This is a genomic window from Corynebacterium sp. HMSC064E10 (genome assembly GCF_001812505.1).
Classification (GTDB): domain Bacteria; phylum Actinomycetota; class Actinomycetes; order Mycobacteriales; family Mycobacteriaceae; genus Corynebacterium; species Corynebacterium amycolatum.
In genome coordinates this window covers 83,683-100,860 of sequence record NZ_KV809171.1, presented here as the reverse complement: position 1 = coordinate 100,860, position 17,178 = coordinate 83,683, and the positions used below count along the sequence as shown (strand labels likewise).

Annotated in this window: 12 protein-coding genes; 5 read left to right on the top strand and 7 right to left on the bottom strand. The window is 59.8% G+C overall.

Going from position 1 to position 17,178, the window contains the following annotated elements:
- The first annotated feature begins 92 nt into the window (after window positions 1–92).
- From HMPREF2860_RS00940 to HMPREF2860_RS00925, 4 genes are all read left to right on the top strand, one after another.
- Window positions 93–1,751, top strand: a complete 1,659-nt coding sequence (locus tag HMPREF2860_RS00940; protein WP_070560431.1) for a hypothetical protein — start codon at window positions 93–95, stop codon at window positions 1,749–1,751.
- Window positions 1,748–2,827 (top strand): glutamate ABC transporter substrate-binding protein, encoded by a 1,080-nt coding sequence (locus tag HMPREF2860_RS00935; RefSeq protein WP_070560428.1) that lies wholly within the window; start codon window positions 1,748–1,750, stop codon window positions 2,825–2,827. The genes HMPREF2860_RS00940 and HMPREF2860_RS00935 overlap by 4 nt, the downstream gene beginning before the upstream one ends.
- The gene (locus HMPREF2860_RS00930; RefSeq protein WP_038626716.1) at window positions 2,824–5,289 is read left to right on the top strand and encodes a serine/threonine protein kinase; all 2,466 of its coding nucleotides are present in this window, start codon (window positions 2,824–2,826) and stop codon (window positions 5,287–5,289) included. The genes HMPREF2860_RS00935 and HMPREF2860_RS00930 overlap by 4 nt, the downstream gene beginning before the upstream one ends.
- A gap of 112 nt (window positions 5,290–5,401) precedes the next feature.
- Window positions 5,402–6,253 (top strand): L,D-transpeptidase, encoded by an 852-nt coding sequence (locus tag HMPREF2860_RS00925; protein ID WP_070628465.1) that lies wholly within the window; start codon window positions 5,402–5,404, stop codon window positions 6,251–6,253.
- A 240-nt stretch (window positions 6,254–6,493) separates the two neighbouring features.
- Here HMPREF2860_RS00925 and HMPREF2860_RS00920 read toward each other — a convergent pair whose 3' ends face one another.
- Together HMPREF2860_RS00920 and pta are read right to left on the bottom strand one after the other, a co-directional pair.
- Window positions 6,494–7,690: an acetate kinase gene (locus HMPREF2860_RS00920; RefSeq protein WP_038626720.1), complete on the bottom strand. Its 1,197-nt coding sequence runs from the start codon at window positions 7,688–7,690 to the stop codon at window positions 6,494–6,496.
- Window positions 7,691–7,695: 5 nt separating this feature from the next.
- Window positions 7,696–9,021: a phosphate acetyltransferase gene (pta, locus tag HMPREF2860_RS00915; RefSeq protein ID WP_235191282.1), complete on the bottom strand. Its 1,326-nt coding sequence runs from the start codon at window positions 9,019–9,021 to the stop codon at window positions 7,696–7,698.
- Between the two features lie 715 nt (window positions 9,022–9,736).
- Here pta and HMPREF2860_RS00910 point away from each other — a divergent pair.
- On the top strand, window positions 9,737–11,125 hold the full coding sequence (locus tag HMPREF2860_RS00910) for an FAD-dependent oxidoreductase (RefSeq protein WP_038626724.1): 1,389 nt from the start codon (window positions 9,737–9,739) through the stop codon (window positions 11,123–11,125).
- Between the two features lie 33 nt (window positions 11,126–11,158).
- Here HMPREF2860_RS00910 and HMPREF2860_RS00905 read toward each other — a convergent pair whose 3' ends face one another.
- The 5 genes from HMPREF2860_RS00905 to HMPREF2860_RS00885 form a co-directional block, all read right to left on the bottom strand.
- Window positions 11,159–11,929 (bottom strand): sirohydrochlorin chelatase, encoded by a 771-nt coding sequence (locus HMPREF2860_RS00905; protein WP_038626726.1) that lies wholly within the window; start codon window positions 11,927–11,929, stop codon window positions 11,159–11,161.
- A 55-nt stretch (window positions 11,930–11,984) separates the two neighbouring features.
- Window positions 11,985–13,286: a sulfate adenylyltransferase subunit 1 gene (locus HMPREF2860_RS00900; protein ID WP_070560422.1), complete on the bottom strand. Its 1,302-nt coding sequence runs from the start codon at window positions 13,284–13,286 to the stop codon at window positions 11,985–11,987.
- Window positions 13,286–14,212: a sulfate adenylyltransferase subunit CysD gene (gene cysD / locus HMPREF2860_RS00895; protein WP_049181109.1), complete on the bottom strand. Its 927-nt coding sequence runs from the start codon at window positions 14,210–14,212 to the stop codon at window positions 13,286–13,288. The genes HMPREF2860_RS00900 and cysD overlap by 1 nt, the downstream gene beginning before the upstream one ends.
- Window positions 14,213–14,364: 152 nt before the next feature.
- Window positions 14,365–15,129, bottom strand: a complete 765-nt coding sequence (locus HMPREF2860_RS00890) for a phosphoadenylyl-sulfate reductase (protein ID WP_070628464.1) — start codon at window positions 15,127–15,129, stop codon at window positions 14,365–14,367.
- 250 nt (window positions 15,130–15,379) lie between these two features.
- A complete protein-coding gene (locus HMPREF2860_RS00885) occupies window positions 15,380–17,086 on the bottom strand; it encodes a nitrite/sulfite reductase (RefSeq protein WP_070628463.1) in 1,707 nt (568 codons plus the stop codon).
- Window positions 17,087–17,178: the final 92 nt, after the last annotated feature.

The window sequence follows — 17,178 nt, the reverse complement described above, 5'->3', positions numbered from 1 at the left end:
CCCGAGCGACTAAGATTTGCAAGGAACTAACGTTGCTCTGAGCGGAGAGATTGTCGCAGGCGACTTCGGTCACGTCGGAAGGACACGTGCACATGGGTGAAACCACTTCAAGTGCGCCTCATTCCCGTGCCCACGACAAAAACCGAAACCCATTCCACCGCAAGAATCGTGCTCCACGCCGAACTCGTTTCAGCGGTCGCACCACTCCCGGTGGCGAAAGCTTAGACACACACACTGCGGCTCAGGCGGCAAAGGAATCGAAAGATACTCCCGACACCACCCCGGCTACCGAGAGTGCGGCACCATCAACTGCTCTGGAAACTACAGAGTCCTCGGCTAATGCCCCAGCAACGGCCGCAACCCCAACAGCCCTAGCAGACTCTCCGCGTGATACCGACCTGCGCGTGGATGCCCTGGAAATTGGCCCGCGCAACCGGAGATTGACACGTTTTCTCGGTGAGCGTCTCTATGACAAGCTCGGCCCGTCGGCCACGTATGTGCGCCGGTCAGCGTCATTTTTGATGACGTCGCCGGGCCGATTGACCACAGTCGCCCTCATCCTCATCGTCGCTATTCTGGCCGCCGGCCTATCCATGTGGCAAACAACCTCGCAACGCCAGCAGCAGCTCACCCGAATTTCGCAGCTGAGCGAGCCGATGGCCAATGCCTCGCAGAATCTCTATGCCTCGCTGACGATTGCCGATGCGTCGGCCAACACCGCCTTTTCCCGCGGCACACTCAACAGCAGCCAGGACTTGGTCAGCAACTTCGACGATGTCATCGCACAAGCATCCATGTCCGCTACCCGCGCAGCTACGGGCATTGAAAACGTCGATGCCCCAGAGATGAAGAATATCGCGACTGTACAGCGGCTGTTGCCGGTCTACACCGGCATGGTCGAGACAGCTCGCGCGAATGCGCGCCAGGGCAATCCCGTCAGTGTCGCGTACCTCGCCTCTGCCTCAAACTTGATGCAGGTCCAGATTCTGCCAGCTGCAAAATCGCTCTACGAACGCACCAGTACCACCACTAATGATGAGCAGCGCCAACTATCAAAGCCGCCTCTTTTTCCGATGTCAGGCCTGGCAGCGGCAATTTTGATGCTGCTAATCACGCAGTGGTGGCTGACTCGCCGCACCGGTCGACTATTCAACGTCGGCCTGTTTGGTGCAACCATGCTGATGGCCATCGCGCTTGTCGGTGTGGGAATTGCCACCACTCAGCCGTGGCAGTCCAACTCTCTCTTCGGAGAGCAGCGCCCGGATGTTCATGCCCTAACCGAAGTGCGCATTGATGCCCAGCAGCTACGCGCCAGCGAAACCCTCGGCTTAGTGCGCCGTCAGCCCGCGGATGCGGAGTCCTTCTCGCAGTCGGTGCGCACCCTGGTCGGCGAGCTGGAAAGAGTGGACGCCAATGCACCGGACGATGATATCAGAGCCGCCATCCACGGTATCTACAGCTGGGAGTCCGGTCACAACCTAATGATGGAGCACTTGAGTTCAGGCGACTACGCCGGTGCGGTTCGCATCGCGACCGATGTGGATAATGCCAGCTCGTCGGCGGCTGCGTTCAACCAGGTCGATGAGTCGCTACAGAATTCCATCGCCGAGTCCCGCTTGACCGCCCGTGAGAACCTCGACCGATCCCGTCGCGCTATCGCGGCACTGTCTCTCGCCACGGTTACACTGACCGTCATCGCGGCAGTTCTGGTTGTTTTCGGCTTCCGACACCGGCTTCTGGAGTACCTATGATCGTTCCGTTCTCCCCATCGCTCCGCGGTCTCGCCGGCTGGCGGCGCAGAGCCGTCCTTGGTGCACTCGCCATCGCGGGCCTCACCGTCAGTGCCTGCGCGACCGATTCGCTTGCCGACGATCCCTACTCGCGCACAATCCTGGAGGCCACCGGTGACTTTCCCCTGCCACCGGGCGCGTTCTACGACAAAGCCTCCTCGAGGAAGCCTGCGACAGAAGCCAACACGCCAGATCTGTCCACACTCGCCCCCGATGACCAAACGCCGGAAGAGCGAATCCCGGAGATTTACCAGCGCGGTCGCATCATCGTTGGTGTTGACCAATCATTGAACCTGCTCAGCTTCCGCGACTTCAGCACCGGAGAGCTTTCGGGGTTTGAGGTATCCCTGGCACAGGAGATTGCCCGGGACATCTTTGACAATCCCGATGCTGTCGAGTTTCGGTTCGTCGACAGCAACGAACGCACCGCCGCACTCGAAGACGGCACCGTCGATGTCGTTTTGCGCACTATGACGGTCACCGATGCCCGGCGCGAAAAGGTGCTGTTCTCCGCACCGTATTTGACAGCACGAGCTGGAGTTCTCGTCTCTTCACCGGGTGGCGATGCTTCCCCCGAGGACGTCAAGGACGGTCGCATCTGCGTCTCCCGGGGATCTACTACCGAGGATTTGATTCGACGGCTCTCGCCGAACAATACGCTGCTGTTGGTCGGCAACTGGTCGGATTGCCTCATTTCACTTCAAAACAGCCAGGCAGAGATTGTCGTTGCCGATGACACCATCCTCGCTGGTATCAACGACCAAGATCCGGCCACCGCGATTGTCCAGCGGGGCTTGAACGAGGAAAGCTACGCGGCCGGTGTATCCAAGGGGAACCCAGGCCTAGTTCGCCAAATCAACGCGACCCTGGAGCGTATGGCAACCGATGGCACCTGGCAGTCCCTCTACGACACCTGGTTCGGCCCCTTCCTACCAAGTGGTACACAGCCATCGCCACAGTACGGCGACGACGAAGACATACTTGGAATCTCCCCCACACCGGAAGCTGCTCCAGAAGGCGAGGTGGATAACCGATGAGCGATGAAAACCAGTACTCCGAGCAAGCCCAGCAAGCCCAGCATCCGCAATACACGCCAGCGCCCCAGGAGGATGCTCACGCAGAGGCAGAGGCAGCTGCCACTCAGGCCGTCGCCTTCGACCCATTCGCCGATGAAGACGACGAACAAGCGCCCGGCACTGCCGCTGTCGCCTTCGACCCTTTTGCGGACGATGATGACGATGACGAAGAGTTCGATATCGCCGAATTGTTGGGGCGCGGGGGCTCGTCGTCAAGCGTGACGACCGAACCCGGCACCCAGACACCAGATCCGTCGATGGCCTCGCACCGGAAAGCGTTGGAGGACTTTCGCCGGAAGCGATCGACTGCGCACCGTGGACGCACCGTCGCCGACGGCATGGTGCACCTGCCGTACATCACAACGCAGGATCCGCGCGATGCAGTAATGAGTGATGAGAAGATTCGCGCGACGAATAAGCCGACGCCGAGCCTGAAACCCGGCGATATCGTGGCGGATCAGTACGAAATTGTGGGCCCGATTGCCCATGGCGGTCTCGGCTGGATTTATCTGGCGATTGACCACAATGTCTCGGATCGCTGGGTCGTGCTCAAGGGCATGATGGCAGCGAAAAACGAGAAGGATTTCGCCGTAGTCCAGGCAGAACGCGAGTTCCTCGCGGAAATCTCGCATCCGGGAATTGTGAAGATCATCAACTTCATCGATGAGACGGACGCCAACAGCGCCACCGGCTTCATTGTGATGGAGTACGTCGGCGGCCCGTCGTTACGCAAACAGCGACGGAGCTACCCTGACGGCGTCATGCCCTGTGACCTGGCGATTGGCTACATCCTGGAGCTACTACCCGCGCTGGATTACCTGCACTCGCGCGGCGTTGTCTATAACGATTTGAAGCCGGACAACGTGCTGCTCAGCGAAGACCATGTCACGCTTATCGACGTTGGCGCGGTCACCGGCATCGGCGCCTACGGCCATATCTACGGCACGCCCGGATTCCAGGCGCCGGAGATTGCTACGACGGGACCGACGATTGCCAGTGATATCTACACTGTCGGCCGCACGCTGGCCTCGCTGATTCTGAAGTTGCCGGCGACCAACGGCGTCTACGATCCGGGACTGCCCTCACCTGTCGAAGAGCCTCTGTTCCGCCGTTTTTACTCGCTCTACCGCTTTCTACTGCGCGCTTGCCACGAAGATCCGGAGGCTCGCTTCGGTTCTGCCGAAGAGATGAGTGTGCAGCTCATCGGCGTATTGCGCGAGATTCTGGCGGTGCGCGACGGCGTGCAATTCCCACAGGCGGTGTCGAATTTCTCGCCGCAGCGTTCCACGTACGGCACCAAGCACCTGGTGTTCCGCACCGACCAGCTTGTCGACGGCATCACCCGAGGCGTGGAAATCACTCCGCAAGAAGTGACCTTCGCGCTGCCTGTGCCACTGATTAACCCGACAGATCCGGGTGCGCGCATCCTGAGCGCCTCGTCGTTTACGGAACCCAACGAACTAATCGAAACACTGACCAACGCACTGTCCGAACCCGAGTATGGTTCTTCGGTGGAAATTCCGCTGGGCATCGTGCGTGCGAAACTGGACCTCGGATTAATTGATGAGGCCCGCGACAGCCTCTGCGATGTCTCTGAACGCTTGCAGCGCGATTGGCGTTACCACTGGTACGAGGGCGTGACTTATCTGCTTCTCGACCAATTCAACGATGCCCTCACCTCGTTCCACCACGTGCTGACAATGCTTCCCGGTGAGCCCGCCCCGAAGTTGGCGCTGGCAGCGACTCTCGAGTTGATTCAACAGCGCTTGGGCATCGCCAACGCATCTCTCCTCGAGCCCTCTGTCGCCCGCGCCGCCGCGAACTTGAGCAGCGCGCTGGATAATGTCGCTGCCGATACGCCCGAAATCTTCTCCCCGGCCTGGGCCAGCGAGTCCCTGTCGCCTCAGACAATTCGTTTCAACACCCTGCGTCTCTACGCCGTCGTGTGGGCGGCCAACCCGACGACGGTATCCTCCGCCTTCGGGCTAGCTCGTCAGCTGGCCTCTGAGCGCCAACACGAAATGGCTATCTCCCAGCTTGACCGCGTTCCCGGTAACTCCCGCCACCATCGCATGGCACGTTTGACGACGATTCTGATGCTCACCTCCGGGATGCCCTCCGAGTTGACCGAATCGAGAATTCGCCGTGCTGCGCGTCGCCTGGTGGAGCTACCAACAAATGAACCGCGCATGCCGCAGCTGCGCATCGCCGTGATGGCGTCCGCGCTGAACTGGTTGCGCAGCTCGAACCTCGACCATGCAGCTAGCTCCAATGGTCTTTTCGATGCGCCCTTTACCGTGGCTGGCCTGCGTGAAGGACTGGAAAAAGACTTACGGATGCTGGCGCGCTCTTCACAGTTTCCGCGACACCGCTACAACTTGGTGGATATCGCAAATCTCATTCGGCCACGAACTTGGCGTTAGCTCTGTACCAACTCTTTACTGAACCTGGTCAAACATGCGGTTGTGGGGTGAACGCCACCCCAGAATTGGTGAATAAAGAGAGAATTGCCGTTCGTGGTTTAAGATGTCCTCTATGTTTGCCTCCTCGAAATCCTCTTTCCGCAGCGCCAAGCGTGTCATCATCAGCGCTGCAGCTCTCACCACCGCCTTTGGTATTGGGGCCGGCACTGCCGTTGCCCTGCCAGTTTCCCCAGACCTGCAGTCGCTCAGCCAGAGTGTTCGGGACCTCAAGCTGCCGGAGATCTCGACTCTGAACCCGGGCGACCTTGCTCCTGAGCTCTCTGAGGTTCTGGATTCCTCTTCGGTGAAGCTGCCGGATTCGGTCGTCACCCTAATCAATGAAAACTTCAAGTTCGCTGAAAACAACAAGCAGGTGGCGGACAAGGTCAAAACTCAGCTGCTGAACGCCATCGACAGCCTGCCGCTGCCAGCTGCGCAGAAGACCGAAGCCACCCGCGTCGTCAACGAGATTTTCGGTTTGCTGGAGGGCCAAGACAAGCCTTCGCAGCCTGAGCCGGCGCCTGCCCCCGCTCCACAGCCAGAGCAGAAACCACGCCCTGAACCACGCCCAGAGCCAAACAACCCGTGCCCGCCGAGCGCCCGCGCATGCGTTGACCTGGCTAACCAGAAGACCTGGCTGCAGGAAAACGGCAACATCACCTACGGCCCGGTGCCCATGTCCTCCGGTATGCCAGGTTACGAAACCACCCGTGGACACTTGAGCGTTACCCGCAAGGTCCGCGATGAGTGGTCGGTTCCTTACAACGGTCCGATGCCGTTCTCTGTGTACTTCACCAACGACGGTGAGGCTTTCCACGAGGGTTCGGTCAATCAGATGTCCCACGGCTGCATCCATCTGAATCACGATGATGCCGTGATGTACTTCAACACTCTGCAGGTCGGCGACGGCGTCTACATCTGGTAGTTACCTGCGCTGATGCGTTGAAATAATGACCAGGTGACTGAGCCTATTGAGGCATAGGCGCAGTTTCCCTGGCGGTGAAGAATGAGCTCGCCCCACTAGATTCTTCCAGTTTGGAAGACAGTGGGGCGAGCTCATTTTTTGTTGAGTTACAGTCGCGGATTCAACAGGTGAGGTACACGGCGGCCGTCGATTACGGGTTACCGAAACCCTGCCTACTCGTCAGGGTTCCAGTCCAAGGAACTAGTCCACGAAGCTCATTGCGTAGCGGGCAATGGCCAGTTCCTCATTGGTCGGTACCACGAAGACCTTGACCTTCGAGTCATCCGCAGAGATCAGACGCGGGCCATCATTCGGCTGGGAGTTGCGCTCGTCGTCGATCTTGATGCCAAAGTTCTCGAGCTCAGCCATCGAGTCACGGCGGATACCGACGTGATTCTCGCCGACACCGGCAGTGAAGGTGATAGCGTCGAGGCGACCGAGAATCAGCATGTACGAGCCGATGTAGCGGCGCAGCTGGTGAACGTACATCTGGTATGCAGCCCAAGCATCCGGGTCGTGGTCATCCATGCGCTCCTGCAGGACTCGGAAGTCATTGACACCAGAGACACCCTTCAAACCGGACTGGCGGTTGCACAGATTGTCGATCTCATCGATGCTCATGCCGTTGCGGTAGAGGTGGAAGATGACGCCCGGGTCAATGTCACCGGTACGAGTGCCCATCATCAGACCAGCCAGCGGGGTCAGCCCCATCGAGGTATCCACCGCCTGGCCACCTCGGATAGCCGCACACGACGCACCGTTACCCAGGTGCAGCGTAATCTGGTTGATTTCCCCTGCCGGCTTATTCAGAAGGTCCGGCACCTGCTTGGAAACAAACTCATGCGAGGTGCCGTGGAAGCCGTAACGACGGATATCAAACTTCGATGCGACCTCTGCATTTAGCGGGTACAGAGCAGCAGCTGGTGGCATGGTGTGGAAGAAACCAGTGTCGAAGACGGCGACGTGCGGCACGTCGGGAAGCAGCTTGCGAGACTCTTCGATGCCTACGATATTGGCCGGGTTGTGCAGCGGCGCCAGCGGAATAAGATCGCGGATCATGCCGACGATCTCGTCGGTAATCAGCTCCGGTCCAGAGAACAGGCGACCACCGTGAACGACACGGTGACCGACGGCGGCAATATCCACCGACTCCGGACCAACACCGTGCTCATCCATCAGCTCGAACGCGCGGTCAAGGCCACTGGCGTGGTCAGCGATAGGCTCAGTGATTTCAATCTTCTGTCCGGAGAACTTCAGATTAATAATGCCGTCTTCTTCACCAATGCGCTCCACCAGACCGGAGACATACGGCGGCTGCGTTGAGTCCTTCTCCGGATCTACCAGCTGAAACTTGATAGAGGAGGAACCGGAGTTCAAAACAAGTACGTGACGGGACATAATAATTAGTTTCCTCCAGCCTGAATAGCGGTAATTGCAACCGTGTTGATGATGTCCGGCACCGTGGCACCACGGGAAAGGTCGTTGACCGGCTTGTTCAAGCCCTGCAGAATCGGGCCGATTGCCAATGCACCACCACAGCGCTGGGCAATCTTGTACCCGATGTTACCGGCGTCCAGATCCGGGAACACGAAAACAGTTGCCTTACCCGCAACGGAGGAATCCGGCATCTTCTTCGCAGCCACAGACGGGTCAATAGCAGCATCGAACTGCAGCGGACCATCGACGGCGAGGTCCGGAGCCAGCTCCTTGGCCTTGGCCAGGCCCGCCTTCACACGGTCAACATCCTCACCTGTGCCGGATGCTCCAGTGGAGTAGCTCAGCATGGCAACGCGGGCGTCGATACCGAAGGAAGCTGCAGTCTCGGCGGATACTACCGCGATTTCACCCAGCTGTTCCGGAGCCGGCTTCGGCAGCACCGCACAGTCCGCAAAACCCCACAGCGAGTTGTCCATAACCATGAGAAACAGCGACGACACCGTGGAAGCCGACGGCTTGGTCTTAATGATTTGCAAGGACGGACGAATGGTGTGCGCAGTTGTGTGGGCTGCACCGGACACCATGCCGTCGACAAGCCCGTTGTGAATCATCATCGTCGCAAAGTAGGAGATGTCCTGCATCGTCTCACGGGCCTGCTCCAGCGTGACCCCCTTGGCTTTGCGCATCTCTGCGAACTGTTCCGCGAACTGCTCAACATATTCGGAGGTCTGTGGGTTCCAGAGATGGGCGGCGTCGATGTCAAAACCCAGTTCGGCGGCGCGCGCCTTCATAGGATCCGGGTCACCGAGGATAGTGAGCTCACAGATGTCCTCGCGCAGGAGGTAATCAGCGGCCTCAAGAATGCGGTCATCGTCCCCCTCTGGCAGCACAATGTGGCGCTTATCAGCCTTGGCGCGCTGCAACAGCCACCACTGGAAACGCTGTGGAGTCATCACTGCGGTGACCTCGCGGCTTACGACCTTGCGAAGCCCCTCAGCATCGTCAACGGCAACAACGGGAACGTCGAGCTCGAAAGTCTTAGCAGCCTCGGCTGCTTCCTCCCCTGTGAGAACAACAGCGAGTACCTCGCTGTGACGCTGAGCTGCACTGCTGAGCGCCAAACGAACGCGAGCCTTCGCGGCCTCTGTGTGGCAGCCCTCGCCACCAGCGACAACGATGACACCGGCACCGGCGACGGTGGCAATGCGGAAGTCAAAATCGAGGTTGCCGGAGCCGGTCAGAACAGCCGCCCCCTCGTTAGCAGCGCGGTCAGCCTCAACAGCACTGACGATGGTGTCAAGCGCGGATTCCGGATCCACAACAACCTGATCCACAGTGGCGCCGTGAGCCCCACCGACAGTGTGGAGGCAACGTGCCCCACCCAGTGCCTCAGACAATGCCGTAATGACATCCTGTAGATCGTCCGCGCGGTCCACTGAAGTAATCAGGACTGCGGAGTTGTTGGTGGACGCTTGGGCGTTCTTATCGCTCACCGACGTTCCTTTCTCGCACTGCGCTTAATCGTTGACTTATTTGAACGTTGACTTGGCTCGAGCCATTGGACTGCCGGAGGCTCAAGATCATGCTGAGCTTCCAATCCCGCTGAGTCCCAAATCATTATTTTCATCTTATTGTGAGTCACCTTACATCTCACGACGGACTCAAACCTCTTTGGTTACCCCTGGTAGCCACACTTTTCCCCACAGATTCCAACAGTTTTCCCGCATAATCGCGGCTTTTATGCGGTTTTTCTAGTGAACTAGCCCAAATTCCCACATTGGGCGTGACTAAGGTCACATTTAGTTTTGTCCGCCTTCAAAAGCATCTCGCCGATGATGTGATGCTCGCCTCTCGATTTTTCGTAAGTTATCGCTACGATTGGGGGCGCTACCATTGGGAATGTCGAATAAACCAATAACTCCTTTCCCCACGAGGTCACCGCTGGCAGCTACTTACGCCGCGGCCTCGTGGCCGTCGTAAAGCATTAGAGAAAGAAGGACACGCTTCATGAATCGCCCGCTCCGCGTTGCCGTAATTGGCTCTGGCCCGGCCGGTGTTTATGCTTCCGATGCACTGATGAAATCCAGTACTGACGTGGAAGTCGATCTGTTTGAAAAGATGCCGGCTCCATTTGGTCTAATCCGCTACGGTGTCGCCCCCGACCACCCACGTATCAAGGGCATCATTATGGCCTTACACCGTGTGATGGAAAAGCCGGAGCTGCGCCTGTTTTCCAACGTTGAGTTCGGCAAGGACATCACGCTCGACGAATTAAAGGAGCATTACGACGCCGTCATCTTCGCCACCGGTGCCGTCGGCGACCGCGCACTGCCGACTCCGGGAGCAGACCTGCCGGAGCACTTCGGCGCAGGTGAATTCGTGGGCTTCTACGACGGCAATCCGCTCTTTGAGCGCACCTGGGATCTCTCGGCGGAGTCCGTGGCCGTCGTTGGCGTAGGCAACGTCGCGCTGGATGTCTCTCGAATCCTGGCGAAGACCGGTGAGGAACTGCACGTCACAGAGATCCCGGACAATGTTTACGAAGTTCTGAAGACAAATAAGGCCAAGGAAGTCCACGTCTTCGGCCGCCGTGGCCCGGCACAGGCAAAGTTCACTCCGCTGGAGCTCAAGGAACTCGACTACTCACCGAACGTCGAGGTCGTTGTCGATCCGCGCGACATTGACTACGACTCCGCATCCGAGATTATGCGTCGCAACTCCAAGATTACTGACCAGGTCTGCACCATCTTGGAGAACTACGCCATCCGTGAACCGAAGAACGCACCGCACAAGCTCTACATTCACTTCTTCGAGTCGCCAGTGGAAATCCTCAGCGAGGAGGGTGCCGACGGCCAGCAGCATGTGGTCGGCTTGCGCACTCAGCGCATGGAATACGACGGTGCTGGCGGACTGCGGCCGACCGGCGAGACTACCGACTGGAAGGTCGGCGCTGTCTACTCCGCCGTGGGCTACCGCTCTGATGCACTGCCGGGTATCCCGTTCGACAACGTGAAGAATGTCATTTCCAACGTCGGTGGTCGAGTCATCGAATCCGACAACACCGAGGATGAAGCAGCCGAGGCCATCACTGGCCTCTACACCACCGGTTGGGTTCGCCGCGGGCCGGTCGGTCTGATTGGTAATACCAAAGGCGATGCCAACGAGGCCGTGGCCAATCTGCTGGCCGATGCCGCAGAGGGCAAGAAATTCACCCCGTCGAAGCCGGAGTTGTCCGCTGTCAACGAGCTGCTGGAGTCAAAGGGCATCGACTACCTGGACTGGGAGGGCTGGCACAAGCTCGATGCTGCCGAACGCACCGCCGGCGAGGCCGAGGGCCGCGAACGCAAGAAGTATGTCGAATGGGATGAGATGGTCACCCACTCCAAGGGCGAGTAACGGCGAGTAACGAGGGCGGATAGAAAGCGCCGGCTACGCCACTACCTGCACATCCGTGTACGCAGCGCGCGAGTCCCAGCGGCAGCACACGATCGGCGCCAACAGCTCGGCCAATGGCTCACCGAAAGCCACCTGGCCAGCACCGGCGGCAGCGCCCGCATCGAGGACTCGATCCCACAGTAGGCCCGGCGCGGTAAACAGCGGCACCACTACGAGTCCGCGACCGCGCTTGGCCGCGCGCTCCTGTGCCACGGCCACAGCATCGGATCCCTTAATCTTCTCAGGACCGACCACGAATGCTGCACTCACATGTCCCGGCAGCATCCCGCCAAGATTTGCCGCAAATTGGTGCACCGCCGCATTGGCCTCCTCATCAGAGGAGCCGACCCCCATCACCAGCGCATCGACCGGCCAGGAAAAAGATGCATTCTCCGCCGCTTCAATGATTCGCTTCACGACGGCGCGCTTCGTGCCGTCGCCAAGCCCGAGTCCTTCAGCCACTGTGATGTCAACACCATGCCGATTGCAGAGTCGAACCTGCTCGGGAACATCGACTCGCGAGTGGAACGCATCAGTGAACAGCAGCGGTACGGCCAGTGCGCGAGTCTCGCCGGCAGCGGCGAGGTCGGCACAGACGGCATCTAGCGAGGGCTCGTCGAGGTCCAGCCAGGCGAGGCGAATCTGAGAGGGAGCGTCCAGACGGGTGAGCGGCATCTTCTCGCGCACGAGTGCGACCACCTCTTCGAGCACCGGTTTGGTCTCTGGGTGCCGGGAACCGTGCGCAAGCAGAATCAGTGCGGTCATCAATGGTCTCCTCAGGCTCGCTAGCTGTGCTTTCTGGTTTTTCTACCTGGCAGCTCTACTGGGCAGCGCCACGCACGAGGCCAGCGGTGAGAGTGTCACCGGTGCCCGGCTCAATAAGCAGGAAGGCACCGACACGACCACCGACGCGGTAGGCATCGACCGGGAGCGGCTGCGCGACCTCGATGGTCACCTCAGCGACATCATTGACCGCGAGCTGGTCGGCAACGCCGGTGGGCTCACCGGTCTCGATGTCGATAAGGGCATCGACGGAAGCGATACGCCCACGCACCAGCGCGGCACCGTAGCGCACCTCAACGACACGACCGACTGCCAGCGGCTTGTCCGCAAGGTGGACAGCCACGGCGGAGAAACGGCGGACGTCCTCCGGACGGGTGCCACTGATGAGATCACCACGGGCGAGGTCGAACTCGGCATCCAAGCTGATGGCAACCGACTGACCGGCCACGGCCTCAGTGACATCCGCGGCTGCCACGGTGATCTTCGTGACAGTAGCCTGACGGTTGGCGTCTACGGAGACAACATCGCCCACGCGCACGCTACCTGCGGCGATACGGCCGGCGTAACCACGGTATTCAGTGGCGTGATCACGAATGACGTAGTCGATGGGCAGGCGTAGGTCGGCCTCGGCATCGGTTTCCAGGTCGGCACCGATGTTGAGGTTTTCCAGCAGCTCCAACACAGTCGGCCCCTCGTACCACGGGGTATGCTCAGAAGGATCGACAATGTTGTCGCCGACCAAAGCCGACACTGGAACAACGAAGGTGTTCTGCAGACCCAAGCGCTCTGCCAGCACTGCTACATCCGACTCAATCTTGCGGAAGGCTTCTTCGCTGTAGTCCAGCAGGTCGATCTTGTTGACGGCAAAGATTACGTGGCGAACACCCAGCAGACCGGCCACAGTTGCGTGTCGCTTGGTCTGCGTCACGACGCCGTTACGTGCGTCGATAAGCAAAACGACGGCCTCAGCGGTGGACATACCAGTGATGGTGTTTCGGGTGTACTGCTCGTGACCAGGGCAGTCGGCCAAGATGAACGAGCGGACGTCGGTGGCGAAGTAGCGGTAGGCAACGTCGATCGTGATGCCCTGCTCACGCTCGGCCCGCAGACCATCAACCAGCAACGAGAGGTCAGGATTTTCCTGACCGCGCGCCTGCGAGGAGGCGACGACGGCCTCGTACTGGTCAGCGAGGATGTTCTTCGTGTCGTGCAGCAAACGCCCGACAAAGGTCGACTTACCGTCGTCGACGGAGCCAGCGGTGCACAGGCGAAGAGTGCGACGAGCGCGAGTGGCGCGGTCGGCGGTAATCAGGGTAGCTGGGGAATTTGGCTGGCTCATCAGAAGTAACCTTCCTTCTTGCGGTCTTCCATGGAGGATTCGGACAACTTGTCATCTGCGCGGGTAGCGCCGCGCTCGGTGAGCTTGGATGTGCGAAGTTCCTCCATGACCTCCGCAATAGTGGTGGCAGTCGATTCGACAGCGCCGGTACAGCTCATGTCACCGACAGTGCGATAGCGGACAGTGCGAACCTCTAGGGTCTCACCGTCGCGGGGTCCACCCCACTCGCCCGGTGCCAACCACATGCCGCCGCGGTTGAACACCTCACGCTCATGGGCAAAGTAGATGGGTGGCAGCTCGATGTCACGGGCTTCGATGTAGGCCCAGACGTCGGCCTCGGTCCAGTTCGAGATTGGGAAAACGCGAACGTTCTCTCCAGCGGCGTGGCGACCGTTGTAGAGCCCCCACAGCTCCGGCCGCTGACGGCGTGGATCCCAACCGCCGAAGGAGTCGCGGACGGAGAACACGCGCTCCTTGGCGCGGGCCTTCTCCTCATCGCGGCGGGCGCCACCGAGGACGGCGTCGTAACCACGGTTGGCGATGGTCTCCACCAGTGGCACGGTCTGCAAGGGGTTGCGGGTGCCGTCAGCACGCTCGGTGAGCACACCGCTATCAATCCAGTCTTGGACCTTGGCTACGTGCAGCTTAATGCCCGGCTGAGCGGCAATCTTGTCGCGGAATTCAATAACTTCGGGGAAGTTGTGGCCGGTGTTGACGTGGAGCAGCTCCAGCGGGATACCCGCCGGTGCGAAGGCGCGCTTGGCCAACTCGAGCACGACGACGGAGTCCTTTCCGCCGGAGAAAAGCAGTGCCGGACGGTCAAACTGGCCGGCGGTTTGGCGGATAATGTCGATGGCCTCGGCTTCCAGTTCGGCAAGCCGCGGGTCGAGGCGGTTTTGTACGGAAACGGTGGTTGAGCTTGTCATGGGGTTCTTTCTGTTGTGGCTGTGTTAGCTGTGTTAGCTTGTCGGCTGTTTTAAAAAACTGTCTGTATAAGCTGCGGGTCGCAGCTAGCCATGAGCGGCAATTGGCTAGTAGCTAGTGGCTGTCGGTATCGTCTAGCAGCCAGCCGCTCAAACTAGAGGTGCAATCCGCACTCTGTCTTCTCGCTGCCCGCCCAGCGGCCCGAGCGCGGATCCGCACCCTCTGCCACTCGCGCGGTGCATGTCGCGCAGCCAATCGACGGGAACCCCTGTTGTGTCAGCGGATGCACAATGAGGTCGTTATCCTCGATGTACTGGGCAATGTCCTCATCCGTCCAGGTGGCCAGCGGGTTGAGCTTGATGCGACCGGTCTTATCGATTTCCAGTACCGGCGTGTGTGCGCGGGTCGGCGCGTCGACGCGCTTCAGACCTGTGACCCAACCCTCGTAGGGGCGCTTCACAGCTGACAGCGGCTCGACCTTCCGCAGTGCGCAGCATCGCGTCGGGTCGGTCTTGTACAGATCTACGCCCTCTTCAGCATCCTGCTCGGCGCGGGTGCGCTTCGGCTCAATCGACAGCAGTCGGTTGTCGTAGCGCTGTGCGACCTGTTCTGCCACGTCGAGGGTCTCCGGGAAGTGGTAACCCGTATCCAGGAAAACCAGGTCGGCTTCCGGCGCGTGCCGAGCAGCCAGCTCCGCCAATACCGTGTCCTGCATCGACAGGGTCACAGCCAGTGGCGTGTGCAGGTGCTCCGCACCCCATTCCAGTACTTCCCCGGCAGTGGCAGTCTCCAGCTTGGAGCCCCACTCCAGTGCAAGCTCTATCAGACGGCGAGCAGTTTCCGGATTGTCCAGCACATCCTCACGCGCGAGCACCTCCTGAGTCTTAATGACTTCAGCGGTTTTCAGTCCCGTGCTCATGACGCCACCTTCCTATCAATATGACCATGCAGTTTCACTGTGAATACCCGGCAACATTCGCGGCATTGCCAGGCGTAATCGGTTTCCACATCGGGCCACAGATCATCACCGCCGCAGTAAGGGCAATGCATCACCGCACCCCGGTTCGGATTGGGGTGTGCGCTTCGGCCACCGATCCCCAGTCGCGCTGGCGCCTCGTCTTTTTCGCTTGCCGACGGCCCCTGCGACCGAACCTCGTTGGAAGATTCACTCACTTCAGATACTCCTCATCAGCGCGGACAATCCACTCGCGGAACTGTTCACCCTCGTGGCGCTGCTCCTTGAAATGATTGACGACGCGCTCGATGTAGTCACCCAGTTCTGCCGAGGTGACCTTGTGTCCGCGAACCTTGCGGCCGAAGTTGGCATCGAGCCCCAGCGAACCACCGAGGTGAACCTGGAAACCCTCGACACGGTTGCCCTCATCGTCGGTGACAATCTGACCCTTGAGTCCAATATCGGCAATCTGTGTGCGGGCACAGGCATTCGGGCAGCCGTTGAGCGCAATGGTGATTGGGACATCGAGGTCGCCGAGACGTTCCTCCAAGTCGTCCACCAGATCGATTGCGCGCTGGCGCGTGGTGACAAGTGCGAGTTTGCAGAACTCCAGGCCAGTGCAGGCCAGGATGCCCCGCCGGAATGCGGAAGGCTTGGCAGACAGGCCAATTTCGTCGAGCTCAGCGAGCAGGGAGTCGACCTGGTCGTCGGCGACGTCGAGGAGAATGAGCTCCTTCATGACAGTGGTACGGACGCGGGAAACACCGTGGCGCTCGGCGATGTCGGCGAGCTTGACCAGGTCAGAGCCCGGAACACGGCCAACAGCGGGCTTCACACCGACGTAGTTGAGACCGTCGGCCTGCTTGTGCACGCCGATGTGGTCACGGTCGCCCTCGAAAGGCTCGGGCGCGGGGCCGTCGATAAGCTTGCGGTTGAGGTAGTCGTCTTCGAGTACCTGGCGGAACTTCTCCGCACCCCACTCGGCAACGAGGAACTTCAGACGCGCGCGATTGCGCAGGCGACGGTAGCCGTAGTCACGGAAGATGCGGCACACGCCCGCCCATACCTCGGGAACCTCGTCCTCTGGGATCCAGGCGCCGAGACGCTGCGCGAGCATTGGGTTGGTGGAGAGACCGCCGCCGACCCAAACGTCGAAACCGGGGCCGTGCTCTGGGTGATTGACACCGACAAAGGCGACGTCCTGGACCTCGTGGGTGACATCGAGACGCGGGGAACCGGAAACTGCGGACTTAAACTTGCGCGGTAGGTTGGAGAACTCGTCGCCGGAGAGGTACTCGTCCTTGATGCGGCGAATAGCATTGGTGCCGTCGACGATTTCATCGGCAGCAACGCCGGCAACCGGGCTACCTAGGATAACGCGGGGAACGTCGCCGCAGCCAAAGTTGGTGTCGAGACCAACCCGCTCAAGGCGGTCCCAAATCTCCGGCATGTCCTCGACGCGGATCCAGTGCAGCTGGACGTTCTGACGGTCGGAGAAGTCCGCGGTGTCACGAGCGAAGTCGCGGGAAATCTCCCCGATGGTGCGAATACCCTCGGTGGTGGTCTGGCCACCATCGAGACGAACGCGGAGCATAAAGTACTTGTCCTGCAACTCGGCGTTAGTCTTCACACCGGTGTGCTCACCGCTAAGCCCCTGCTTGCGCTGGGTGTAGAGGCCAATCCACTTAAAGCGCGGAGCTAGGTCTTCCGCAGGGATAGAGTCAAACCCCTGCTTGGAGTAGATGTCGATAACACGCTGCTTAACGGCAAAGCCAGCATCTTCTTTCTTGATGCGTTCGTCGTCGTTAAGTGGCTCGCGGCCGTCGATAAGCCACTGTCCCTGCGGCTTCGGTGCACGCTTCTTACGTCGGGTAGCCGCTGCGGAAGCCGGACGCTCGGCGGTTTTCGTAGGAGAGCTCATGGGAATCTACCGAATCACTTTCGTTTTTGTTCTCGTTGACCGAATCAGAGTTGCTTGAATCAGCCCTGAACGAATTAGTTGCTAATTTTTAT